Source organism: Actinokineospora auranticolor, assembly GCF_041897805.1.
Taxonomy (GTDB): domain Bacteria; phylum Actinomycetota; class Actinomycetes; order Mycobacteriales; family Pseudonocardiaceae; genus Actinokineospora; species Actinokineospora auranticolor.
In genome coordinates this window covers 3,738,033-3,761,013 of sequence record NZ_CP154825.1, presented here as the reverse complement: position 1 = coordinate 3,761,013, position 22,981 = coordinate 3,738,033, and the positions used below count along the sequence as shown (strand labels likewise).

Genomic DNA, 22,981 nt, shown 5'->3' with positions numbered 1-22,981 from the left:
GTTACCGCCCCGCCAAGACGTCGCGGTGGATCGCGATGTTGACCCGCCAGGCCTGCGCCCCGCCCAGGGCCGCCGCCAGCGCGGCACAGGTGAGCGCCTGGTACGGCAAGCCGAGCGCCGCCAACCCCCACACGACCACCGGCCCACCGCCGAACACCGCGACCGTGGCGAGCGCCTGTTCCCGCAGCGCCGGATACGTCCGACCGCGCATTGCCGTCCGCAACCCCGACTGTCGCCGATAGGCGACCAGCACCGCGATCCAGACGACGACCCCGACCACCAGGTACGGGAAACGGGGCACCCCGAGCTGATCGGCCGAGCCGGACAGCACGGGCCCGACCAGCACCGCGGCCCAGGCCAGCACGAACAGCACCCGGAACCACCAGGGCAAACGCACTCGATCGGCCATCGCCTGGCGTTGCCGAAGCACCTCAGCCAGTGCGCGTTCCGCCTCGCTCATCTAGACCTCCCGGAAGGCGCGGAAACTACTTTCCACCTAGAAAGTACTTTCCGTGCCCGCCGCTCGCAACCCCGGCGGCGGCTACGGACCGCACCCCCGAGGCCGGATGACACCTACCGCGCGCGTCATCCGACTCAGAACGCGCCTGCCCGTCCGCCTCCCGAGCGGGGCCTGCCGACCTGCCCACCGCGGCCGAACGCAGATGAGGCGGCTTGCGCAGGCGAAGATCAGGTCGCGCGCACGGGCGCTGAGCCCGCCCAGCCGTTCGTCGTGGCGGTGGGATGCGTGGGCGAATTGTTCACCGTCGGCGGTGGGCGCTGAACTACTACGGTTCGACCGAGGTCGCCGCGGACGTGACCGCGCACCGCGTCAGCCCCGCTGCCGCGGCGAATACCGCCATCACCATCGGCGCGCCGCTGGCGGGGGTGGAACCGCACATCCTCGACGATGCCTGCGCCCGGTACAACCGGCGTGGGACGGCGAGATCTTCGTTCTCAGCGACACAGCTGTCGCACGCGGCTACCTAGGCGGGGAACCCGTGGGGCACGGGGGTCCTGACCAACGAGTTCGCGCCGCACAGCGGGCAACGCCCCGCCTTCCGCGCCGGAGACCTCGGGCGAGTTCCACTACAGCGGAAGAGCGGGCCACACCTACAAACTCCACGGGTGCGGGGCAATCTCTACCCCGCCGAACAGCACCTCCCAGGCACCACGATGGTTCCGCGCGAGGCGCGGGGCCACACCCGCCTGGTCGGTTCTACACCGGACCCCGGAGCAAGGAACCGGCCCGCCGCCCGGAGTCGGCCGCAGGTCTCGCGACGGCGCGGCGGAGCGCACCGTGCCCACGCTGTACGCGCGGTTGGACACGTTGCCACGGAGGACCGGAGTACCGCCCACCACCCTTTGAGTTGGACCAGGTCTTCCTGTTCAAGGCCGCCGCAGGCAGCGACGCCGACCCGAGCAGCGGCTGGCGGCCGTACCCGCCGCCCGGGCTCCAGGTACTGACCGTCGAAGGCGCGCACGACTACCGGTTCGACCCCTGGCGCATCGGCGGCGTCGTGGCCAGGCTGCTGGCGGAGACCGGGGACTACCACGTCATCGTCGCCGACAGCTCGGCCGCGGCCCTTCGGCGGCTCGACCGCGTGGACCGCGTCGACCTGCGGGTCGAGGCGCTGCCCGGCATTCCACCAACGCGCGGAGTTGGGATACGCCATACCGACACCATGATCGGCGCGGTCGTCCGCCGCTGGCATGCTTGTCCGGACACGGAGCGCGGTGGAGCAGGGTAACGGGCCGCGCGGCCTGGCGACTTCCCGGACATGGTGCGGGTGGTGGGCGGGTGGCGGGTGCGTGTCGCCGTCGTCGTGTTGGGTGTTTTGTCGGTGGCGGCGTGTGATGATCCGCAGGTGGTGGTGCCGCAGAGGGTTGTGGCGACGGTGTGTGATGTGGTTACCGGTGATCTGGTGGCGCGGTTGACCGGGAGTGCGGCTGGGGCTCCGGTGGATGGTGGGTGTACGTCCGATCCGGGTGCCGGTATCACCGCTCGGCAGTCTTGGACGGTGGACGGGGTGACTCTCACTGCGTATGCGACCGGTCGCGCGTTCGATGTGGACGTGCCGGATGACCGGCGGTGTTCGGCGGTGGTCGGTGCTCGTGAGCGGGCGTGCTTTGTCACCGATGACGCCGCGGTGGTGGGGTTGGACGGTTTCTCCCTGGTCACCAGTGTTGGTGATGGTGCACCGGAGTCGGACGAGGCGACCTCCGACGAGCCCGCGGCGGGGCCCTACCTTGTCGACTACGCCACGGCCGTCGCAGAGGCGCTGGTCACCGCGGCGCCCACGGCGACACCGAAGGCTCCGACGCCGAAGTCCGCGCCTACGCGATCGACGACTTCGGCGCCGAGTGTCCCCGCACGGAAGCCGTTGCATACGGCGAAGTGTGTTCTGTACCTGGGTAGTGGTGCCGAGTGTGGGAGCGTTGATCCCGTGGTGGAGGTTCGCTTCAACTCCAGCAGTCTGGACTCGTCCGCGTGCGGGTTCGCTGGCACCCTCGACTTCGGTGACGGCACCACGCAGGACTGGGAGATCACCGGTCGGCTTGGGCTTATTCCGATGGCTACGCACACCTACGAGAAGCCGGGCACCTACCGCCTCTCCACGACGGCACGCACGTCGCACGGGCCGTGTGGGGCGTATGGCGGGACGTACTCGTTCACCTACGAGAGTCCGCCGACGCCCGCGACCTGCGAGTACAAGTTCGATCCTGACCGGGGGCGGACGTACCTCTACACGATGCTCCCCCAGGGCGCGCTCAAGAATGGCGATGGCGCGGTCGAGACGTCCTTCAAGTACTCCTTGCTCGGGAACAACACGTACGTCGACGAGGCTGGTGTGCGGTGGACGCTGATGTCGGATTTCGCGTCCAAAGAGCACCAACCGCTGGGGTGGGGGTACTTGTCGGGTGCGGCGCCGTTCCGGAAGTTCGTGTCCGATGAAGACAGTCGTGGTGGGTCGTTCGAGGCGGTGCTGATGCCGGACGGCATCCAGCCAGACACCCCGTTCCGCGGCATCGACGGCCGGGCGCTCACGTACGCCAAGTCGAACTGGCTCGTGGTGGGCCGTGGGATGCCGACCTACAACATCACGCACCCTTCGGGGCCGGTCGGCAACTTCAACCACCTGGTGGACGACTGGTACCCCCACGTCTTCAAGACGCCCAGCGAGTTCGGCGACCGCAAGGACGACCGCTACGTCGCGCCCACGCACATGGTGGACCCGAAGCACTGGCTCGACTACCGGGAGAAGGTGGAGGGACTGCAGAAGGACTTCGCCGGCGGCTACCGGTATGACGCGGCGACGGGGTCGTTGGCCAAGGGCACGTCGACCAAGGACGTCCCGGACTACTTGCGGTGGGTGGCGGAGGACCTCCAGGGGTGCGCCAAGTAGACCTCGACGAGCCGGTGGCCGCCACACGGCCGCTGGTGGCGGCCACCGAGCCCGGGCTACTTCTGTTCGGCCGCCTGAGGTGTTGGGGTTGTATGTGGAGCCTTGGGGTGGTGAGGGTCGGTGAAGGTGGCCATGCCCGGTACCAGCAGGGTGAGCAGTGCGGCGGCGATGACCAGCAGTCCGCAGACGGTCAGGGTGGTCGTGCCGCCCACGTCGGCGATGATGGCGGGCAGGAGGGCCAGGCCGAGTGGGCTCATGCCGTAGGAGACGAGGAAGTCGAGGGCGGAGACCCGGGCTTGGAGGTGTTGGGGCACTTCGCGTTGGATGGCGGTGAACCAGGGGATGTTGAAGATCTCGATGCCCGCCCCGCCGACGGCGCAGCAGGCGATGATGATCCAGCTGTGGTGGGCGAAGGCCAGGGACAGCGGGACCAGGCCGTAGCTGCCCAGCATGATCATGGCGGGGATGCCGGGGCGGCGTGGGCGCCAGCGGCTCATCAGCACCGCCGCGCCGACGGCGCCGAGGGAGTAGGCACCCAGGGCGGCGCCGATGAGCCAGTCGCCGCCGAAGCGGTCGCGGGCGATGATGGGGAGCATCAGGTACTTGGCCGCCTCGCCCAGTGCCAGCCAGAAGATGAGGGCGGCCAGGCCTGCCAGGAACCAGCGGTGCCTGCGTGCCTCGCGGAGGCCGTGGCCGAAGTCGGCGAGGGCGTTGCGGGAGGTTTCGTTGGTTTCGGGGGGTTTGCGGTCGCCTCGGGCCAGGGGCGCGACCAGCGCGGTGGAGACGAGCCAGAGCGCGGCGGCGATGAGGAGGCTGGTCGTCCTGCCGAGGCCGCTGTGCAGCGCGACGGCGGCGGTGGGGCCCGCGACCAGGCAGACGCGCAGGCTCAGGGTCGTGGCGGCGTTGGCTTCGTGGCGGTGTTCCTCCGCGACGAGTTCTCCGACGAGTGCCTGGTAGGCGCTGCGGAACACGCCTTCGCCCGCGCCCGCGAGGAACACCGCGGCGCACAGGGCGATCGTGGGTAGGTCGAGCAGGAGCGCGACCGCGGCGGCGCCCGCCGCGCGGAGCAGGCTGGAGCAGGCCAGTGCCTTGGCGCGGGGGTAGCGGTCGGCGATGACCCCGGCGGGCAGGGCGCCGATGAGGAAGCCCAGGGTCCGGGCGCCCAAGACCAGTCCCAGCGCGGTGAAACCGTTGTGTCTGTCCAAAATGGCCAGGATGAGCGCGGTGGGCAGCAAGCCGGTCGCGACGGCCGACGCGGTGTAGCTGAGCCACAGGCGGCCGAACGCCTTCTGGCGCAGTACGGTGATCACCGGCCCACCTCGGCGTTGGCACGCGGCTGCCGCGCGGTCGGTGAGTCGAGTTGTTCGGCCAGTTGGGGTAGGTAGTTCCCGCAGTCCGCGGCCGGGTCGGTCGAGTACGGGGTGAGCCTGCCCGCGCGGGCGCGCAACCCGGCGGCCGTGCACTCGGTGGTGAGGGTGTTGGCGCGCAGCCACTCGTCGTCGAACGCGGTGTTCAGGTACCGCTCGCCCCGGTCGGAGGCGAGGACGGCGACGCGGCGTCCGGCGGGTGTGCGCATGGCGGCGGCCAGGGCGACGGTCAGGGCGGCGCCGGTCGAGACCCCGGCGAGGATGCCCTCCGTGCGGGCGAGGGTGCGGCAGGCGCGGTAGGCGTCCTCGTCGGTGACCTTGTAGACCTCGTCCACCAGGGAGAGGTCGTCGAGGTTCACCGGTGTCCAGCTCAGACCCACGCCCGGCGTCAGGTAGGCGTGCGGGCGTCCGCCGAACACCGTCGACCCGTCGACGTCGACGCCGATCACCCGCACGTGCGGTGCGCGTTGCTTCACCGAGCGCGCGATGCCGCCGAGGTGGCCGCCGGTGCTGACGGTGCAGACCACCGCGGCCAGCTCCGGGCCCGCCTGGTCGAGCAGTTCGGCCGCCGTGCTGCGCAGGTGCGCCTCGCTGTTGAGCGGGTTGAAGCACTGGTCGGGTCGGAAGGATCCCGCGATCTGCCGGTGCAGCTGGTTGGCCAGGAAGATGCGGGTCTTGTGGTAGGAACCCGAGTCGTCCTGCTCGTCCACGACGATGATCTCCGCGCCGAACGCCCGCAGCAGCGCCCGGTTGGTGGCGGTGAGCTTCGGGTCCACCACGGCGATCACCCGGTAGCCGCGGGACGCGCCGAACATGGCCAGCGCGATCCCGAAGTTCCCGGAGGACGACTCGATGATCGTGCCCCCCGGACGCAGGGCACCGGTGCGCTCGGCGTGGCGGATGATGTGCGAGGCGGGGCGGTCCTTCAGGCTTCCTCCCGGGTTCGCGCCCTCCAGCTTCACGACGAGCTCGGCCTCGTGGGCCGCGGTGAGGTTGCGGAGGCGGACGACAGGGGTGTCGCCGACCGCGTCGAACAGTTCGGGCAGGGTGGTCGAGCGTGCCAAACGCATGGGTTCTCCAGTGACCGTCGCGGCATCACATGACAGGGCACCCGGCGGCGCCGGGCGGTGTCCCCGTCAGGTCCGCGCGACGCAGACCCTGGTCAGCAGGGCTCTCCCCCACGGTGGCGGTCGGGCGAGGTCGTCGGCCGAGCGGCGCCGGTTCGCGGTGGGGCGGGTCGAGGTGTCCGCGAGGGGCAGGCCGCCCGCGAGGACGGCGAGGGGGTGGGTCGATTCGGCGTTCAGGGCGTCCGGGTCGTGGACGAGGTTCCCGCAGCCGTCCTCACCGGTGCCGGGGTCCTGCTGACCGGACAGGACTTCCGTCGCCACCATGTGTCCCGCGCCGAACGGGGTCGGGTGGGGGTGGCCGACGCACAGCGCCGCGTACAACGCGAGCATGCCGACAATCATCAAGAAAGCCGCGCGGGTGCCGGGGGTGAATCCGCGGCGCGGCTGGTAAGTGTGATGATCGGCCATGGTGGCATCAGGGTACGAACGGCCGAGGCCGCCGCGCTACCCCGCGGATTGGCGGTGCCCCGAACGTGTGAGGCAAAAGCGCACGCAGAAGTGGCTCGCCTGCCATAAAGGGGAAATTAACACCCCGCCAAGGCGGTTCTTCCCAGTTTTCAGAACCGCCCACATGTCGGCGGCAATGCTCTGCGAACACCCAGATCGAGGGATCAGGCGGCACGGCGGAGATCGCCGACTCCGGGCAACGGGGAAGCCCCGATCACCGGCGATGCGCGTGCGCCCACCGGCCATGTCGACATCCCCCCGAATTCGTGATTTCCATGAACAACTACCGAAAGGGAAAGCAGTTCTCCCATCCTTGCGAATGGTGTTGTTGAGTGAGGCGGCGTCGGAGACGAGGTCGAGTCGCCGATCATCGACGGCAGACTCCTCACAGTCCTCGAACGACGGTGCCCCCGAGTCAGGGGCGGACCACCGCGAGCGGGCAGGGGCACAGGTGCAGCAGGGCGGTGCTGGTCGAGCCGGTGCCGGGCCCGGTGAGCGCGTGCCGCCGCCGGTTGCCGACGACCAGCAGGCTCGCGCTGTCGGCATGGGTCAGCAGCGCGCGAACGGGGCGGTCGCGGGTCACCACGGGACGTACGGGCACATCGGGGTAGTCGACCCGGTACGCGGCCAGCCGCGCGTCGAGCAGGGCCGCCTCCGATTCGGTGACCTCGCCCCAGTCGACGCCCAGCGGCACGGCCGTCCACAGGCCCGGGTAGGCGACGTCGCTCCAGGTGTGCACGGCCACCAGCGGCAGCGCGCGGCGCGCCGCCTGGGCGAAGGCGAAGGCGAGCGCGGCGTCGCTCGCCGGTGAGCCTTCGACGCCCACGACAACGGGTCCATCCGCGTTCGGTTCGATGCCTTCGCGGATGACGACCACCGGACAGGACGCGTGGTGCGCGACCGCGGTCGACACCGAGCCGACGGTCAACGCGCGGAATCCGCCGAGCCCGCGGCTTCCCACGACCACCAGCGCGGCCCTCTCGGCAGCCTCCAGCACCACGGCGGCGGCTTGGCCGACCCGCAGGTCTTGGCGCACGGGCAGGCCCGGGGCGGCGTGGCGGGCCACCGCGCGGGCCTCGCGCAGCCAGACACGACCGTGGTCGGTGAGCGCGTCGATGTAGTCGGCTTGGGAGGCGAGCGTGGTGGGGTGGCGGACGGCCGGTGGAACGCAGGCGTGCACGAGGCTCAGGGTCGTACCCCGGCGCCGGGCCTCGTCCGCTGCCCACTTGGTCGCGGTGAGGGACGTGTCGGAGCCGTCGATGCCGACGACGACCTGGTCGTGTGATGCGGTCATCGGGGACCTCCGGTCCGCTCGGACGTGACGCGGATCAGGTCGTCGGTCGCGTTCACGCTCGCTTCTCCTCTGCCAGGCCGGTGGCGATCTCGTCCAGCGGCCGGCGGGGTGTGGTGACGCCCGCGTGGCCGTAGCCGATGCGCAGCACGAGGTGCGCGGGGGCGCCGACCACCTCGCCCAGCGCGCGGCGGGTGGTGGGTACCTCGATCGGTTGGGACAGCGGGGATACGGCCAGTCCCTCGACGCAGGCGGTCAGCAGAACCCGCTGCAACGCTTGGCCCGCCGCGATCTGGTCGCCGTCGCTGTCGCCGACGGTGGTCAGGACGGCCAGCAGCGGCAGGCGCTCGAAGGGCACCGGTGTGGCCGGGGAATCTAAGTCCCGCAACACGACCAGGGTGTCCGGCGACGGGGGTCGGCCCGCGGCGGTGGCGGGTACGCCGTCGCCGTGACCGGTGCCGCCGACCCAGCGGCGGGCTTCGGTCAGGTGAGCCGGGTTCTGGCTCAGCAGGTTGTCGGCGCGGCGGATGAGGTCCGCGACGGCGCCCAGGTCGGTGGGGCGTTCCAGCAGGTGGAGCCGGGCGCCCTCGGCCGCGGCGGCGCGGACGAGGGCCGTGCGCGCGGGTGGCGGCACGGGGCGGTCCAGGAACGGCCTGCGGTTGGTGTGCCTGCGCCACACGGCGGTGGCGAGCGCGCGTTCGTGCGGGGTGGCGCGGTGCTTGCCGTCCAGGCGGACGGTGGCGATGAGGTCGTGGTCGGCCGGGTCGGGCAGCAACGCCGCGTCACCGCGGTGCCCGGACACCGCCAACGACAGGCGCAGGGTGTAGAGGGCGGCACCGCAGCCGATCCGCGCCTGGTGCGCGTCCGGGTCGGTGACCGCGAGGACCCGCGACCGGTCGAGCGCGAGGTCAACCCGGTGCTGGTCGGCGGATCCGGCGGGGTGGGCGGTGAAGTGCCAGGGTTGGGCGTTGAACGACGACGGCGCGCGCGCCGCGGCCGCGATAGCGGCGCGTACCACCGCGCCCGTCGATGTCGCTGTGCTGTCAGCGGGCATGTCGGCTCCTTTCCATACCAACCCAGGTTGCCCGGCGGGCGGACCGCCCGGCACCGACGGCGGACCCGACCGACCGGGACGTTGGTCCCCTTGCTCGTCTGTGGACAGTGCGGAGTGGCACGGGGTGGCAGGGACTTTCGTCGGTGTCCCGCCGGTCGTCGGGTGGGTGGGGCTGGAACCGACACCGAGTGCGGGGAAGCGGAGGAGTGATGGCCGGGGTCGACGCGCGGGTGTCGATCTGCGCCACCGCGCCCGCGCTGCCCTGGCCGGCCGCCGGGTTCTTCACCGCAGGTGCCGTTCTATTCGCGGACGGGGTCGCCTTGGTGGTCGGCGCGCCGAGCCATTGAATCCACTCAGGACAGAGCAGGGTAGATGTCGAGGAGGGAAACCGTGTCCGGAAATAGGTCCGGCAGCGGGCGGCGTTTCGTGGTCGGCTATGGCGGCTCCGCCGCCGCGCCGCGGTGGGCACCTGCCACGCCAAGGGTGCGGCGGTGACCGTGCTCGAGGTCGTCGCACCGGAGACCGCTCCCATGTCACCGCACCTGCCGGGACTCGGCGACGACGGACGGGTGCCGCTGTCGGTCGAACGCGTCGAGGGCCGCACCGGCCGGGCGCTGGCCGAGGCCGCTCGGGGCGCGGATCTGCCGGCGATCGGGGCGCACCACTCCCCCGCGCACATCGCCTCGGGAGTCGCCGCGGACTGCCTGCGGGACGCCGGGTGCCTGGTGGTGATCGTGCCCGTGGGGTGAGCCGGGCTTCGGTCCCTGCGACCGGGGTCCTTTGGTCTCTGTCCCCGGGCAGGGCCATTGGGCACGGTGGAGGCGTACCACCGAGGAGAGGAGGACCGGTCATGCCGCGGACCGATCACGACACCGTGCGGGACGCGATCGCCCTCGCCTGCCGCGCGCCGTCGGTGCACAACACCCAACCCTGGCACTGGCTGGCAGGCGACCGATCGGTCCACCTGATGGCCGACTGGACCCGACGAGCACCCAACACCGACCCCGACGGCCGCGACCTGCTCATCAGCTGCGGCACCGCACTACACCACCTCACAGTCGCGTTCGCCGCCCTCGGCCTACGCGCGGTACCCACCCTGCTGCCCAACCCCGCCGAACCCGAACACCTCGCCGCCGTGACAACCCACCCGCACGAGCCCGACACCGACGACATCGCCTTGGTCGCGGCGGTCACCAGGCGGCGCACGGACCGCCGCCGGTACTCGTCATGGCCGGTCCCCACCGCCCACCTGGACCTGCTGGTCGAACGGGCAGCCGCGCTCGGGGCGCTGGCCGTGCCGCTCGCCGACACCGTCCAGCGGTACCGGTTCGCGCACGCCGCCACGGCAGCCGCCCGCGGGCAGGAGGCCGATCCCGGCTACACCGCCGAATTGGCCACCTGGGCAGGCCGCGGGTCGAGTGCCGTGGAGGGTGTGCCCGCCAGATCGATCCCCGTCCGCACAACCGACGTCGACGGCATACCGATGCGGGCGTTCCCCGCGGGCACCCTGGCACTCTCGCCCACCGGCGACAACGAGGACGACGGTTCGGTCCTGCTCATCCTCGGCACAACCGACGACGACGCCAGGGCACGACTGCGCGCCGGCCAGGCAGCCAGCGCCGTCCTGCTCACCGCCACCGACCTGGGTCTGGCCACCTGCCCGATGTCGCAGCCACTGGAGACACCCCGCTACCGCGCCGAGATCCGCGACCGCTTCCTCGACGGCGCCGGCCACCCGCAACTCGTCATCCGCATCGGCTACGCCCCGACCTCGGCCCACCCACTGCCACCCACCCCGCGCAGACCACTCTCGGACGTGTTCGCCTACCTCCCCGGCATGGCACCGCAACAGCGATGAGCCCGGGCGCACGGTTCAGCGGGCGAGTGCTCGAACCAGGTCCGGCGGTGACGATGTCGTTGTGGGTGTCTTCGGCGACCATCGCCGCCGCGACCTCCCGCACATCGGCGGGCGGACCCGCCGCGGGTGCACCGGCCCGGCCACCGGGGCGTCGTCGCCGCTCGCCCGGACGTGCCAGGGCAGCGCGGCGCTCGCCGGTGATGACCGGCAGGTGGCGTGGGCCATCAACCCCAGCGCCAAGCTCGCGGCGGCGTCCGGGGTGATGCAGGTGACCTGGCCGGTCGTCACCTCGCCCTCACCGCGGCGGACACCTCGCCAGGAGTCGGGTGGACAGGGCGCGGCCACCCGGCGGGCGCGGTGTGGGCACCGGGGTGGGTCAGGCCGATTGGCGGGTGTCGGGCAGCCCCTCGGCCGGGTCAAGTCCGAGCAGGTCGAGCAGTTGCCGCAGGTCGTCGGCGTCGTGCGCGGCGGTGGCGAGGAGCCGCACGGCCCGGCCGCGCTCGTCGGCGCTCATCGAACCGCCTCCACCGACGGCTTGGTGGCGGGCACCACCACGACCGGGCACGGGGCGTGGCGCACGCAATGCGCGCTCACCGAACCCAGCAGGGTCGCGAGCGCGCCGCCGGTCCCGCAGGACCCGACCACCAGCAGCGCCGAGTCGGACGCGACCCGCACCAGCTCGGCACCTGGCGAGCCGACGAGCAGGCGGCGCCACACCGATGCCTCCGGGTGCGCGAAGATCGCCGTCTCGACCGCCCTCGCCCGTGCCGGGTCCTCGGACTCGCCTCGGCGCGCGACGGTCACCACGTGCACCCGGTAGCCGCAGCGGATGCCCTCGTCCAGGGCCCACTCCAACGCGGCCATGCCCGCCGGGGAGCCGTCGACGCCGACGGTGATGTGCTCACCCACCATGACTTCCTCCCTGGGTGTTGCGTCCACCACCGATCCTGTCTCCGGCGCACCGCAACGGTCACCGGCGCTGGACCCGTTCATGCCGGGCCTTTCGCCCCCATCCTTTTGGAACGGTCGGTGCCGTAGGTCCGCGACGTGCCGGGTACGTCGGCACTGCCCGGCGTGACCACTCGCGCGCGAGCATTGGTCTCATGAAACGGGTATTGGTGCTGCACGCGAGCAAGATGGGCGCCACCAAGGAGATCGCCGAGGCGATCGGCGCGGAACTGGTGGGGCGCGGCCTGCACGTCACGGTGCACGACGTGCTGGAACCCCGAGCCCTGGACGGCTACGACGCCGTCGTACTCGGCACCGCGATCTACGCGGGCCGCTGGCGCCCCACCGCGCGCCGGTTCTTCCGCCGGTTCCACCGCGAACTGGCCGACCGCCGGGTGTGGCTGTTCGAGAGCGGGTGGCTGGGACCTCGCCCACACCAGGTGCGGCCGACGGCCGGAGGACGTCGACGGGCCGCTCGAATCGGCGCGGACTCGCCTGCTGTCTTCGGCGGAAGGCTCGACCCGGACAAGGCCAGCGGTTTCCTCGACCGCGCGATGGCGAAGCGGATGGCGGGTGACGCCCGCGACTGGACCGAGATCCGGGCGTGGGCCAACGGCGTCGCCGACGACCTGGTCCGGGATTGGGCGGAGCCGAAGGCCGGGAACTGACCCGGACCACCGCTGCGGGCCACCTCCCCACGGCGCACGTGGGTCGAGGCGGACGCGATGGCCGTAAGGGTGATCGAACTCGCGCAGCGGCTCAGCCGCGACGTTCTCGATCACCGCTGCGGGGCTGGCGAATGTCCACCAGGACGGCTGGACCGACGCGTCGGGGACCGATCTGATCGAGCACGGCGCAGCCCCGGGAGCGGCCATGCGGGTGGCCGCTCCCGGGGCTGGGTTCAGTTCGCCTGGCCTCGGGTGTAGCCGTGGACGCGTTGGGCGAACTCGGTGAGTTGGGTGGCGTGGGAGTCGATGTAGCGCTGGTCGTAGGCGGCCTGGACGGCCACGGCGGTGCCCACCAGGTTCACCTCGATCTTGCACCGCACGTCGGCGGTGGCGGTGTCGATCTCGGCGGCGGTGGTGGGTTGCCGCGTCCCGTCCCCCGTCGAGATCGGGCGCCGCCACTTCGGGTCGAGCAGTGGGTCGATCGGGTTTCCGTACGGGTGGCCCGCCGCGCGCATGCACCCGGCCCACGCGTCCACCGCTTCGGCGACACGGCGGTCGGCGGTCGCCGGTGGTGGTCCGCCGTCGGGGAGGACGCGTTCGTCAGTGACCAGGTGGAGGTTGCCGACCGCGGCGCTGCCCGCGGCCTCGCACTCCTTGACGACCTCCGGGGGCGCCCACGGGGCGGGGGTCTCCAGGCCGTGGCCGGAGTCGGGCGATGTGCCGTACCCGTTGTCGTGGGCGTCCCCGGTGTCGAAGAACCCGTAGAGGGGCGAGCGGGTCAGGTCGTGCTTTCGCTGTTCTCGCAACCGTTCCCGCAGTCGCGGCGGCACGCTGGTGCGGTCGGGCACGCCGTGCCGGGCGTAGCAGGTGGCCGTGGCCGCGCCACGGACCTGCCACAGCCTGGCGAGGTCGTCTTCGCTGGGCAGGTACTGATCGATCGGCCGCGAGATCTGCGATTCCCGTGTGATGGTGCCGATCGCGCCGAGCGGTGGTTCGTCGACCGCGCCGCACCCGGCGACCACCAACACCAACGGCACCAAGGCAATGCCCCTGATCCGCATCGAAGCCCCCTCCGCGGGTCCGCCGCTAGTAGATGGTGATGGCGTCGACGCGGCGCGACGAGAAGGAGTAGGTGGCGAACTTGCTCGGGAAGTTGACGTAGCCCGAGGGCGACGCCACCTGGCCGGTGTTGTTGCCGCTCTGGATCTGGTTCACGTCGTAGAGCGTGACGGCGATCGAGCCGCGGTTCGCCCAGCAGGTGGTGGCGGGCGAGATGAGCCAGGTGTAGCCGAACTCGTTGCAGGTGACCCGGTTGATCGCGCTCGCGCTCCCCGTACCCGCCAACAACCCGGCGGTGGCCAGCGCGGCGGTGACGCCCGCGGTGACGAACTTGCGCATGGAATCGTCTCCAATTCGACGAGGAACCGGTGCCCGGAGGCTTCCCGGTCGGCGGACCCCCTCGGTCCGGCCTGTTTCGATCTTCACGCCTCCGCCCCGGCCCGGGAATCCCCGAGCGCCGCGGTTGCCCTGAATCAGGGGAATCGGTGCCCTCACGTACTCGAGTACGGCGATTTCCCTTGCAGCGCGGTAGATCCAGGTATTGCCGCGCTAGCTCAGCGCGTCCAGACCATACGGATCCGGATCGGCCCGTGCCACTCCCCCTCCGGATCAAGCACCCGTTCCCGCTGAGTCACCCGCACCACACCGGAACGCGCCAGTTGCCGTGCCACGTCCCGCGCCTCATCGAGCAAGTCCCGCCAATCCTCGGCCACCGCCCGCGCGGCGTCGGACGGGCATGTGCTGCTTGCCGCACCCCGCCCGGACACCAGCGCCAGAATGGCGGCTCGCAGCCGCTCGGACACCGCGCCGTCGCCCAGCGCGACCCGAGCGGCGTCTGCCCCGGCACCGCCGCCGTCCCGGATTCGCGCCAACTCCCGTCGTGGCCCCGACCGATCGGCCATACCGTCAGAATCGCACCGATCCACCCTGCCCGCTCGGCCAGTGCCGGTCTCGATCGGTCGATACCGGCATGGCCTGTTGGCACCACCCGGCCATGGGTCCAGGGAGAGGGACCACGATGGGCTCGCCTAGAGGCCTGCTCCGGTCCGTGTTCGGTGGGCACGTTGTCTGCAGGCGGGACCGCAGTACTTTGCCGGGCGGCCGACGCGGTTCGCGAGGATCGTGGTGCCGCATACCGGGCAGTGGTGTCTGCCGGGTGTTTCGTGACGGGAGGTAGGCTCAGGATCGGGTATGTAACGAAACTTGTGTTGTGTAGCGAATTTCGTTACATCGGGTTCGGGTACCGGATAGGTGGCCGGGTCGGGAAGCAGGGACCGGCCGATGAGCCGGGCCAGCCGCCATGACCGGGGCTCCGTGGTGCGGGTGGCCGTTGCCGCTGCGACGACCAGCTGCCGCACGTCGTCGGTGGCGAGGTCGTCGCGGATGTGGCTGGTGGTCTGGGCTTGGGCGAGCAGGTTTGCCAGGGCGGTGTCGAAAGCGGTCTCGGCGGTGGCCAGTGGGGTGAGCCGCTCGCCGCCCTGGTTCTCGAACGCCTCGCAGAGTGCCTTGTTGAGCAGGGTCTGTTCGATCATCAGGTAGTAGAAGTGGAAGAAGGCGTCGGCCGGGTTCGGGGAGGTCAGGAGGTCTCGTGCCTGGTCGGTCAGGTGGCGCATCCCCCAGGTGACGACCGTGTTGAACAGGTGTTCCCTGGTCGGGAAGTGTCGGTACACGGTCCCGACGCCTACCTCCGCCTGGCGGGCGATCTCGTCGAAGGAGACCGACACGCCGTGTTCGGCCAGGAGGTGTGTCGCGGCTTCCAGGATTCGGGCGCGGTTGCGGCGGGCGTCGGCGCGGCGCGGGTGGGTGTCATCGTCGGGTGCGTTGTTCATCTGGTCACCGCCGAGGGTTGCTGTGCGGAGAAGGCTCTCCGTATGGTGGTAAACGGAGCCGGTTCTCCATTCAGTTCAGTCTAACCACCGAGGAGCGTGTTGTGACCGAGGCGAGCAACCTGGCGGCCGCAGGGACCCACGAAGTCATCGAGAGCTTGCGCCAGGCCATGGAGACCGGGGACGACCAGGCCTTCCTCTCGCACTTCGCTGAGGACGCTGTTTACGAGACGCCGTTTGTGCTGGGTGGTAGGCCGTCGCGGTGGGAGGGGTACGCCGCGATCAGCGAGCACTTGGGGCAGGCGAACCCGGTGCGGGGCCTGCTGGAGTTCACGCGGGTCACGGTGGAGGTGCACCAGGGCGCGGACCCGCACGAGGCGACAGTTCAGTTCGCCATCGAGGGCAGGGTTCGGGCCACCGGTGAGGCGTTCGCCCTGCCGTCGTCCGTCGGCGTTGTGCGGGTGCGCGATGGCAAGGTCGTGCGGTATCAGGACTACGTGAACACCCTGCGCGGGGCTCAGGTCGCGGGTGTGCTGCCGCAGTTCGCCGAGTCGCTGCGGTTGGGCTGATCGACGACCGCGGTGCGGGGCAAGAGGCGCCTGGGAATCGCTCGATTGCCCTCGGGCGGCCGACTCCACCCATTAGGGTGCTGTGCGTTGTCGATGCGCCCTGTGTGGGCCGCCACCGAGGAGGAAGTCCACCTATGCGGATCGCCGCCGCTTGTGCTGTTGTCGCGTTGTCGTTGGTCGGCGCCTGTTCGTCGAACTCGGACAGCCCGCCCAAGGCGCCCGTGCAGGCTTCCACTGCCGCCTCGTACCCGGCGGGGCAGGAAGGGGCGGAGAAGGTGGTGGAGGAGTTGCGTACCAGTGCCGATCCGGGTGTGCTGGTCAAGGGGCTCGCGCCTACCGGTGATGACTTTCGGGGTTTGTTCGAGGCCGACTTCGCGGCCAAGGCGCAGGCTTTCTACAGTGCGTCGAGTCCTGAGGTCGGCGCGTTGGCCAAGCCGGAGCAGACCGAGGTGAAGTTGTGGTCGGCGACGAGTGAGGACCTCAAGGCGAATTCTGGGGATGCGGGGCAGTTTCCCGGTGGATACGCCAAGATCGCGCAGTACCTCAAGCCCGGGGTGACGTTGTACCGGTGGAAGTACGTCAAGCCCGGTGCCGACAGCGGCATGGCCTATGACGGGCTCGTCCACACCGGTAGTCGTTGGGTGTGGATTCCCAAGCCGTGGCGGGTGTTGGAGGGGTGATCGGGTGCGAGCGGGGAGTGCGCAGGCCGGTGTTCCGGCGCACTCCCCGGTCGACGGGCGTCAGGACGCGGCGGTCGCGTTCGTGGCGATGGCGTCGATCACCTGGGGCCACAGGGGTTCCGGGAGGTCGTGGCCCATGTCGGGGAGTTCCAGGTAGGTCGAGTTCGGGACCGCGTCGTGGGTGGCGCGGCCGCCGGTGACGTTGATGAGGCTGTCCTCCGCACCGTGGATCACGTGGGTGGGGATGGTGAGTTCGCGGAGGCCCGGGGTGCGGTCGACGGCGACCGAGATCGCGGTGAACTGGCGGCGGGCGCCCGCCGGGTAGAACGCGCGGTCGTAGGAGGCTTCGGCGAGTTGGCGCCTGCGGGGCTGTTCCGCGTCGGCGTGGGTCCTTGAGCCGATGATGCGGTAGACGTTGGCGATGTGGTCGATCGCCTTCTCGCGCTCCGGGGGCGTGGGTTCGAGGAGGGCCAGGGCCGCTTCGGCGCTCGGGCCGCCGACCAGGCGGTTGCCGGTGGTGCTCATGATGGAGCACAGGCTCCGGACGCGGTCGGCGTGGTGGATCGCGATGAGCTGCGCGATCATGCCGCCCATGGACGCGCCGACGACGTGGGCGGAGTCGATGCCCAGGTGGTCCAGCAGACCGACGGTGTCGGCGGCCAGGTCGGTGAGGTAGTAGGCCGGGGCGGCCAGGGTGGACTCGGCGCCCGCGGCGGGCTCGATCTTGTCCGACAGACCGCAGTCGCGGTTGTCGAACCTGATGACCCGGAAGCCGCGCTCGCCCAGGGCGGCGACGAACTCCTCCGGCCACAGGATAAGCTGTGAGTTCAGCCCCATGATCAGCACCAGCGGTTCACCGTCCGGGTTGCCCTCGTCGCGGTACCACAGTCGGATTCCGTTGGCGGGGGCGTATTCCCCGGTCTCTTCGGGCATGGCGAAGACACTTCCTTTCACGGCTGAAAAGCGACGCGGCGAACCGGTATGAGAGAGACGAATCCCTTGGGGCAGCGTGGAACCACGGACCGGCCTGTCGACTCCCGCATGGTCCGCCGCCGCCCACGCCGGACCCGGTGCATGTGCCCCTGCACATGATCACTACTGGGATACTGGCGCCCGGTCGGGAACAGCGGCAAGGCCGTTCACCGGGTCGCGCAGGCGGTACGCCCGTTCGCCGCGGGTGATCGACTCCGGGCCATCCGAACGCGCGGGAGTGGCAGGCGTAGCGGCAAGATGATCACTCGCACGGCTCAGTACCCGCTCGGGAAACCGGGCGGGTTCACGAGCGGTTAACCGAACTTTTTTCAGGTGTGGCAGGCGTTTTCTCAGCGCGGAACGGGCAGCGCGGCGGCGAGTGCGGCCACTGTCGGGTTGTCGAAGACCAGGCGCAGCGTGACGGGGACCTGGAACTCGGCGCGGATCCGGGCCATGACCTGACCGGCCTTGACCGAGTGGCCGCCGAGGGCGAAGAAGTCGTCGTGCACGCCGATGTCCGGGTTGCCCAGGACTTCGCGCCAGATGTCGCGCACGATCCGTTCCGTTTCCGTCGTGGGCTCGGCGGTGGTTTCTGTCGGGGCACCGCTGAACGGGTCGGGCAGGGCGGCGGTGTCGAGCTTGCCGTTCGGGGTGGTGGGCAGGGTGACCAGCGCGACGAGCACGGTGGGGACCAAGTGGTCCGGGAGTAGCCCGGCGAGGTGTGCGCGTAGGTCGGCCATGGATTCGGCCGGGTCGACGGGTACGACGTAGCCGACTAGCAGTTCTTCGTCGACGCGCACCTGCACCGTCACGTCTACAACGCGACCGGTCTCGCGCAGGGCCGCTTCCACCTCGCCCGGCTCGACGCGGAACCCGCGGATCTTCGCCTGGCGGTCGACCCGGCCCAGGCACTCGATGAGGCCGTCGGTGCGGTACCGGCCGAGGTCCCCGGTCCGGTACAGCCGGGATCCGGGGGCGCCGAAGGGATCGGCCACGAACCGGGTGGCGGTGAGGTCGGGCTTGCCCAGGTAGCCGCGGGCCACGCCGTCGCCGCCGAGGTGGATCTCGCCGACCATGCCGGGCGCGACCGGTTGCAGGCAGGCGTCGAGGACGTAGGCGGAGCTGTTCGCGATGGGCCGCCCGATCGGCACGACCGCGCCAGGTGGCACGTCCCCGGCCGCCCAGGCCACACCGAATGTCGTGGTCTCGGTGGGGCCGTAGCCGTTCACCACGGCCAGGCCGGGTACGGACCGCAGACGCGCCACGGTGTCCGCGTCGAGCCGTTCACCGCCGACGAGCAGCTGTCGTACGCCGGTGAGCGTGTCCGGGGCGGTGGCGGCGAGGCGCCTGGCCAGTGAGGTGGTGAGGAACATGAGCGCGACATCGTTGTCCCGCAGCGTTTTCGCCAGCTCGGGCGGGGACAGCAGGTCGTCCTTGGGGACGCCGATGATCCGTCCGCCCGCGCAGAGCGGGCCCCACAGTTCGAAGGTGGCCGCGTCGAACGACGGGGTGGAGACCTGTGCGACAGCGTCATCCGGTCCGAAGCAGACATAGTTGGTGTCGCGCACGAGCCGCACGATGTTGCGGTGGGTGACGCCGACTCCCTTCGGTTGGCCGGTGGAGCCGGAGGTGTACATGACGTACGCCAGTGTGTCCGGAGTCGCGGGCGAGGCCGTGCGGTCGGGCGGGAAGGCGAGCGAGTCCCGCAGCACCTCATCGGTGATGACGATCTCGACTCCGCTGTCCGCGCACATGTGGTCCAGCCTGGCCGCTGGGTATGCCGGGTCGAGCGGCACGTACGCGGCGCCCGCTTTCAGCACGGCGAGGGCCGAGACCGCCCAGCCCGTGCCGAATCCCAGCCGGACGCCGACGCGGTCCTCCGGTCCGATCCCCCGGTCGCGCAGGAGCGCGGCCAGTCGGTTCGCTCGCTCGTCCAGTTCCCGGTAGGTGAGGACGTCGTCGCCGTATATCGCGGCGGTCGCGTTCGGGCGCTCGTCCGCGCGAGCTTCAACGAGTTCGACCAGGGTGCTGTCGCGCGGGTAGTCGGTGGCGGTGTCGTTCCACTCGACGACCGCGCAGTGGCGCTGCTCGGGTGTGAGGAGGGTGGCGTCGGACAGGCGCGCGGTCGGGTCCAGTCCGGCCAGGAGGTTCTGGAACTGGTCCAGCACCGCGGTCATCTGGGCGTGGGTGAACCGGGTCGTGCGGAACTTGAGGTAGCCGCCCATGCTGTCGCCCGCGTCGAGCACCTGCACCTCGATGTCGAACAGCGACTCGGTGCTGGTGCCGTCGACGAAGTCGAAGGTGACGCCGTCCACTGTGGCCCGTCCGGCGATCGTGGGCGGGGCGGCGAACACGACCTGGAACACCGGGTGCTGGGTCGACCTCGGTGCGGACAGGCGGTCCACGACCTCGCTGAAGGGCGCGTTGGCGTGATCGAAGGCGTCCAGCGCGGTTGATCGGACGGTGTCCATGGCGTCCGACCAGGTGCGGGCCTCGCTCAGGCGCAGGCGTAGGGCGACCATGTTGACCAGGCAGTCGACGACGGCCTCGCTGCCCGGGGTGTCGCGACCGGCGACCGGGGTGCCGATGACGACGTCCTTGCCGCCGCCGAGTCGGTCGAGGAGGACGCCGAAGGCGGTGAGCAGGATCATGAACGGGCTGGAGCGGCGGGTGCGCGCGGTCTGGCGAACGGTGGCGGTCACGTCGTCGGGGAGTCGGAACCGCACGACGTCGGCGGCCAGTGACGGGTCGCCGGTCGCGGCGAACGGCAGCGCGAGGTCGTCGGGGAGGTCGGCTAGGGCGTGGTCCCAGAAGGCGAGGTCCGCGTCGTGGTTTCCGGCTTGCACCGGGCGATGCGCGGTCGTTGACGGGCGGGTCGGGTCGGCGTAGCCGTCGAGGATGTCTTGGCGGAGGACGGTGAGGGAGTAGCCGTCGGTGGCGATGTGGTGGGTGACGAGGATCAGTTCGTGGTCATCGTCGATCTTGGCGAGGGTCGCGCGCAGCGGCGCCTCATGGGTCAGGTCGAATCTCGTGCATAGTTCGCGTTCGCGCAGTTGGGCGAGTTCGGCCTCGCTCACGACGGTGACTTCCCGCAGTTGCGGGGTGACGCCGGTCATGGCGGTGTCGCCGTCGTGGGTGCAGCGCAGTGATTCGTGGCGCTGCCAGCTCCGCCGGAGGGCCGCCCGCAGGCGGGGGACGTCCAGGGCCCCGGAGATGCGCGCGGTGAGCGGCACGTTGTACCAGGTCGAGTCCGGGTGCAGTCGGTCGAAGGCGAGCATCTGGCGTTGGGTGGCGGTCAGGGCTCGGCCCGTTGTTCGCCGCTTGGTGGCGGCGAACAGGGTGAAGGTTGGTGCGGCGGCGATCGGGGTCTCGTCGGGGACGGAGAATCCGGCGTCGCTGAGCCATTCGGCGAAGTGCGCGCGGTCGTAGATCTGACCGCCCTGGGTGTGGAAGAGATTCAGGCTCGACGCGGGAACCCAGGCGGCGCCGAGCGCACCTGCTTCGGTTGGTACATCGGCGGTTTCCTCGAGGATGAGGATGGTGCCGCCGGGGCGCAGGGCTTGGGCCGCGCGGCGGAGGAGGTCTTCGGCGCGGTCGGGGCGGAGGCAGTGCAGGACGTTGAAGACCAGTACGACGTCGTAGTCGACGCCGAGGTCGTCGGTTGTCCAGTCCGCTTCGCGGAACCGGACACGGTCGGGGGCTTGGCTGCCGTCGAAGGAGCCGGGGAGGTCGATGACGTCGGCGCGCAGGTCGGGGTTCGCGGCGCAGCACGCGGTGGCGTAGCGGGCGTGGCCGCCGCCGATGTCGAGCAGTCTGCGGGCCGCGCCGGGGACAGCAGCCACTACAGCCGGGGCGACGGCGTCGGCGAGTTCGGCGAGCATGGACTGGAACTCGTTGAGGGTGTTCGGGTTGACGGCGAGCCAGGCGTAGAAGTCGCGCGGCGGCTTTCCATCCACAATGGACTGTTCGAGGTCGGTCCAGCGGTCCGAGAGGACGCGGTGCCAGAAGGAGAACGCGGCGCGGTAGCCGGTGCCGAACCAGGCGGCGGCGGGGGTGGCGCGGTAGCCGTCGTCGTCGCGGGTGGTGTAGCCGAAGCCGGTGAGCGCGTCGAGCAGGACCCGGACGCCGCGCGGGTCGCCGCCGATGGCCGCGGCGACCGCGGCGGCGGTGCGCGGCTCGTCACCGAGGTGGTCGAACACGCCCAGGCGCAGGGCCGCCCCGGCCGCGCGGAAGGACAGGGCGTGCACGAGGTCGAGGTGCGGCGCGGGGGCGGCGCCGTCGGCGAAAGCCTGGCGTTCAGCCTGGGGTAGGTCGAGCATCGGCTTCCCTCTTGTCGGTTGTCAGCAGGTCGGGGAGGTCGTCGACGGCGCGCAGGGCGGGCGAGGCGGTGGCCCACGCGGCGAGCGCGACGAGGGCGGCGCCGGTGCCTGCGAAGATCAGCGCGATGCCGCGGCCGTCGCCGACGCCGATGACCGCGCCGACCGTGTCCGCGAGCGCGCCGTCCGGTTGCAGCATCGGCCCGAAGACGAGGTCCGCCAGCGGGCCCGCGGCGGCGAATCCGATGGCGGTGCCGCCCTGGGCCGCGATCCGCGCGCTCGCCATGGCGCGGCCGAGCGCGCTGGGGTCGACCTTGGTCTGCAACAACGACATCGCGCTGCCGGTGATGATCGGCAGGGTGAACAGGAACGCGGGCGCGAGCACGCCGATGAGCAGCGCCGACGGGGCGAGCGAGTGCAGCGCGAGGGCGATCCCGGCGATGGCGAGGAACGCGCGGACGCCGGTGATCCGCCGGTCCGGCCCGCCCCAGGCGGTCATGACGGCACTGCCCGCGATCATGCCCGCGCCGCCCGCGAACATCAGCACGCCCAGCGTCGACGGGTCGGTGAAGGTGAGGATCAGCGGCTGGACGAGCACGCCCGCCATGCCCGCGGCGAGGTGGAAGGCGCCGAGGAGCAGGAGGAGGTGGGGCAGGCCGGGTCGGCGGCGCAGTTCGCGCAGGCCGCCGGTCAGCTCCGCCAGGGCGCCCTCCCCCGGCGCGCCCGCCCGGCTCGGCACGACCGCCTTCTCGGGCAGGCCGACGAGCAGGGTGATCGCGAGTGCCACGGCGTAGGTGCACAGGTCGATGAGGACGACGCCGCTCAGGTGGACCACGGCGAGCAGGCCCCCGGCGGCCAGCGGTGCGGCGATCTGCACGGCGGGTTGGGCCTGTGCCAGGCCGTTGGCGCGGCCGAGGTGGCGTTCGGGGACGAGGAGCGGGAGCACGGTGGTGAAGGCGACCACGCGGAACGTCGCGCACATCGCGGTGATCGCGGCGATCGGGTAGACGTGCCAGACGTCCAGTTCGCCTTGGCGGACGAGGGTCAGCAGGACGGCGGTCGCAGCGGCGGCCACGACGTCGGAGACCAGCAGGATGGCCCGTCGGTCGACGCGGTCGGCGGCCATGCCCGCGAGCGGCGCCACCGCGATGGCGGCGACGGCCTCCAGCAGCATGATCAGCCCGAACCGGGTGGCGGATCCGGTGACCTGGAAGACCCAGACCCCGAGCACGAACCCGGTGATCCCGGTCCCCGCGACGGAGACGAGCTGCCCGGCCCCGATCGCGAGGAAGCGTCCGATGCCGTCACCGCGCACGGGTCACCTCCTTCGCAGGCGGGCTTGCGAACGTTGCCGGAGGGTGAACCCGGGTCTTGGCGAAACCGTCACCGCGCATG

General features: G+C 71.1%; 24 protein-coding genes. 8 read left to right on the top strand and 16 right to left on the bottom strand.

The annotated features are described in order from the left end of the window. Position 1: 1 nt before the first annotated feature. A complete protein-coding gene (locus V5P93_RS16840) occupies positions 2-460 on the bottom strand; it encodes a hypothetical protein (protein WP_146108059.1) in 459 nt (152 codons plus the stop codon). A 907-nt stretch (positions 461-1,367) separates the two neighbouring features. Between V5P93_RS16840 and V5P93_RS16835 the strand changes: the two genes are divergently transcribed. After that, positions 1,368-1,748: a hypothetical protein gene (locus tag V5P93_RS16835; RefSeq protein ID WP_104479790.1), complete on the top strand. Its 381-nt coding sequence runs from the start codon at positions 1,368-1,370 to the stop codon at positions 1,746-1,748. A gap of 57 nt (positions 1,749-1,805) precedes the next feature. Continuing rightward, positions 1,806-3,404, top strand: a complete 1,599-nt coding sequence (locus V5P93_RS16830; protein ID WP_146108058.1) for a hypothetical protein — start codon at positions 1,806-1,808, stop codon at positions 3,402-3,404. Between the two features lie 56 nt (positions 3,405-3,460). Here V5P93_RS16830 and V5P93_RS16825 read toward each other — a convergent pair whose 3' ends face one another. The 5 genes from V5P93_RS16825 to V5P93_RS16805 form a co-directional block, all read right to left on the bottom strand. Then, on the bottom strand, positions 3,461-4,714 hold the full coding sequence (locus tag V5P93_RS16825) for an MFS transporter (RefSeq protein ID WP_181043545.1): 1,254 nt from the start codon (positions 4,712-4,714) through the stop codon (positions 3,461-3,463). Next, on the bottom strand, positions 4,711-5,841 hold the full coding sequence (locus V5P93_RS16820; RefSeq protein WP_181043544.1) for a PLP-dependent cysteine synthase family protein: 1,131 nt from the start codon (positions 5,839-5,841) through the stop codon (positions 4,711-4,713). Before V5P93_RS16820 ends, V5P93_RS16825 begins: the two co-directional genes overlap by 4 nt. A 66-nt stretch (positions 5,842-5,907) precedes the next feature. Continuing rightward, positions 5,908-6,228, bottom strand: a complete 321-nt coding sequence (locus tag V5P93_RS16815; protein ID WP_104479787.1) for a hypothetical protein — start codon at positions 6,226-6,228, stop codon at positions 5,908-5,910. A 532-nt stretch (positions 6,229-6,760) separates the two neighbouring features. Beyond that, positions 6,761-7,639 carry a universal stress protein gene (locus V5P93_RS16810; protein WP_104479786.1) on the bottom strand — a complete coding sequence of 293 codons (879 nt, stop codon included), beginning with the start codon at positions 7,637-7,639 and terminating at the stop codon, positions 6,761-6,763. Between the two features lie 52 nt (positions 7,640-7,691). Continuing rightward, entirely contained in the window at positions 7,692-8,690 is a 999-nt protein-coding gene (locus tag V5P93_RS16805) for a nitroreductase (RefSeq protein ID WP_146108057.1), read from the bottom strand. Between the two features lie 209 nt (positions 8,691-8,899). Here V5P93_RS16805 and V5P93_RS16800 point away from each other — a divergent pair, with 209 nt between their 5' ends. The 3 genes from V5P93_RS16800 (at position 8,900) to V5P93_RS16790 (ending at position 10,548) form a co-directional block, all read left to right on the top strand. Next, the gene (locus tag V5P93_RS16800) at positions 8,900-9,037 is read left to right on the top strand and encodes a hypothetical protein (protein WP_181043543.1); all 138 of its coding nucleotides are present in this window, start codon (positions 8,900-8,902) and stop codon (positions 9,035-9,037) included. A 144-nt stretch (positions 9,038-9,181) separates the two neighbouring features. After that, positions 9,182-9,439, top strand: coding sequence for a hypothetical protein (locus V5P93_RS16795; protein ID WP_146108056.1), 258 nt, complete (start codon positions 9,182-9,184; stop codon positions 9,437-9,439). Between the two features lie 101 nt (positions 9,440-9,540). Beyond that, on the top strand, positions 9,541-10,548 hold the full coding sequence (locus V5P93_RS16790; protein WP_104483688.1) for a nitroreductase family protein: 1,008 nt from the start codon (positions 9,541-9,543) through the stop codon (positions 10,546-10,548). A 15-nt stretch (positions 10,549-10,563) separates the two neighbouring features. Here V5P93_RS16790 and V5P93_RS16785 read toward each other — a convergent pair whose 3' ends face one another. The 3 genes from V5P93_RS16785 to V5P93_RS16775 form a co-directional block, all read right to left on the bottom strand. Continuing rightward, positions 10,564-10,836: a hypothetical protein gene (locus tag V5P93_RS16785; RefSeq protein WP_146107910.1), complete on the bottom strand. Its 273-nt coding sequence runs from the start codon at positions 10,834-10,836 to the stop codon at positions 10,564-10,566. A gap of 88 nt (positions 10,837-10,924) precedes the next feature. Next, positions 10,925-11,062, bottom strand: coding sequence for a hypothetical protein (locus V5P93_RS16780; RefSeq protein WP_219823889.1), 138 nt, complete (start codon positions 11,060-11,062; stop codon positions 10,925-10,927). After that, positions 11,059-11,460, bottom strand: a complete 402-nt coding sequence (locus tag V5P93_RS16775; RefSeq protein WP_181043294.1) for a universal stress protein — start codon at positions 11,458-11,460, stop codon at positions 11,059-11,061. Before V5P93_RS16775 ends, V5P93_RS16780 begins: the two co-directional genes overlap by 4 nt. Before the next feature lie 191 nt (positions 11,461-11,651). Between V5P93_RS16775 and V5P93_RS16770 the strand changes: the two genes are divergently transcribed. Then, positions 11,652-12,164: a flavodoxin domain-containing protein gene (locus tag V5P93_RS16770; protein ID WP_104476669.1), complete on the top strand. Its 513-nt coding sequence runs from the start codon at positions 11,652-11,654 to the stop codon at positions 12,162-12,164. Between the two features lie 233 nt (positions 12,165-12,397). On the opposite strand, the gene V5P93_RS16765 is transcribed toward V5P93_RS16770, so the two are convergent. The 4 genes from V5P93_RS16765 to V5P93_RS16750 form a co-directional block, all read right to left on the bottom strand. Further along, positions 12,398-13,225 (bottom strand): hypothetical protein, encoded by an 828-nt coding sequence (locus V5P93_RS16765; RefSeq protein ID WP_146107909.1) that lies wholly within the window; start codon positions 13,223-13,225, stop codon positions 12,398-12,400. Between the two features lie 25 nt (positions 13,226-13,250). Further along, positions 13,251-13,562: a beta/gamma crystallin domain-containing protein gene (locus V5P93_RS16760; RefSeq protein WP_104476666.1), complete on the bottom strand. Its 312-nt coding sequence runs from the start codon at positions 13,560-13,562 to the stop codon at positions 13,251-13,253. Positions 13,563-13,777: 215 nt separating this feature from the next. Next, positions 13,778-14,125, bottom strand: coding sequence for a DUF3253 domain-containing protein (locus tag V5P93_RS16755; RefSeq protein ID WP_181043293.1), 348 nt, complete (start codon positions 14,123-14,125; stop codon positions 13,778-13,780). Positions 14,126-14,251: 126 nt separating this feature from the next. Next, positions 14,252-15,052, bottom strand: a complete 801-nt coding sequence (locus V5P93_RS16750; protein ID WP_104476664.1) for a TetR/AcrR family transcriptional regulator — start codon at positions 15,050-15,052, stop codon at positions 14,252-14,254. A gap of 101 nt (positions 15,053-15,153) precedes the next feature. On the opposite strand from V5P93_RS16750, the gene V5P93_RS16745 reads away from it, so the two are divergent. Beyond that, the gene (locus V5P93_RS16745; RefSeq protein ID WP_104476662.1) at positions 15,154-15,618 is read left to right on the top strand and encodes a nuclear transport factor 2 family protein; all 465 of its coding nucleotides are present in this window, start codon (positions 15,154-15,156) and stop codon (positions 15,616-15,618) included. Positions 15,619-15,752: 134 nt separating this feature from the next. After that, positions 15,753-16,298 (top strand): hypothetical protein, encoded by a 546-nt coding sequence (locus V5P93_RS16740; RefSeq protein WP_181043292.1) that lies wholly within the window; start codon positions 15,753-15,755, stop codon positions 16,296-16,298. Between the two features lie 60 nt (positions 16,299-16,358). On the opposite strand, the gene V5P93_RS16735 is transcribed toward V5P93_RS16740, so the two are convergent. The 3 genes from V5P93_RS16735 to V5P93_RS16725 all read right to left on the bottom strand — a co-directional run bounded on the left by V5P93_RS16735 (position 16,359) and on the right by V5P93_RS16725 (position 22,901). Further along, positions 16,359-17,231: an alpha/beta fold hydrolase gene (locus tag V5P93_RS16735; protein ID WP_104476656.1), complete on the bottom strand. Its 873-nt coding sequence runs from the start codon at positions 17,229-17,231 to the stop codon at positions 16,359-16,361. A 389-nt stretch (positions 17,232-17,620) separates the two neighbouring features. Beyond that, entirely contained in the window at positions 17,621-21,589 is a 3,969-nt protein-coding gene (locus V5P93_RS16730) for a non-ribosomal peptide synthetase (RefSeq protein ID WP_104476654.1), read from the bottom strand. Next, positions 21,567-22,901: an MFS transporter gene (locus V5P93_RS16725; RefSeq protein ID WP_104476652.1), complete on the bottom strand. Its 1,335-nt coding sequence runs from the start codon at positions 22,899-22,901 to the stop codon at positions 21,567-21,569. Before V5P93_RS16725 ends, V5P93_RS16730 begins: the two co-directional genes overlap by 23 nt. Positions 22,902-22,981: the final 80 nt, after the last annotated feature.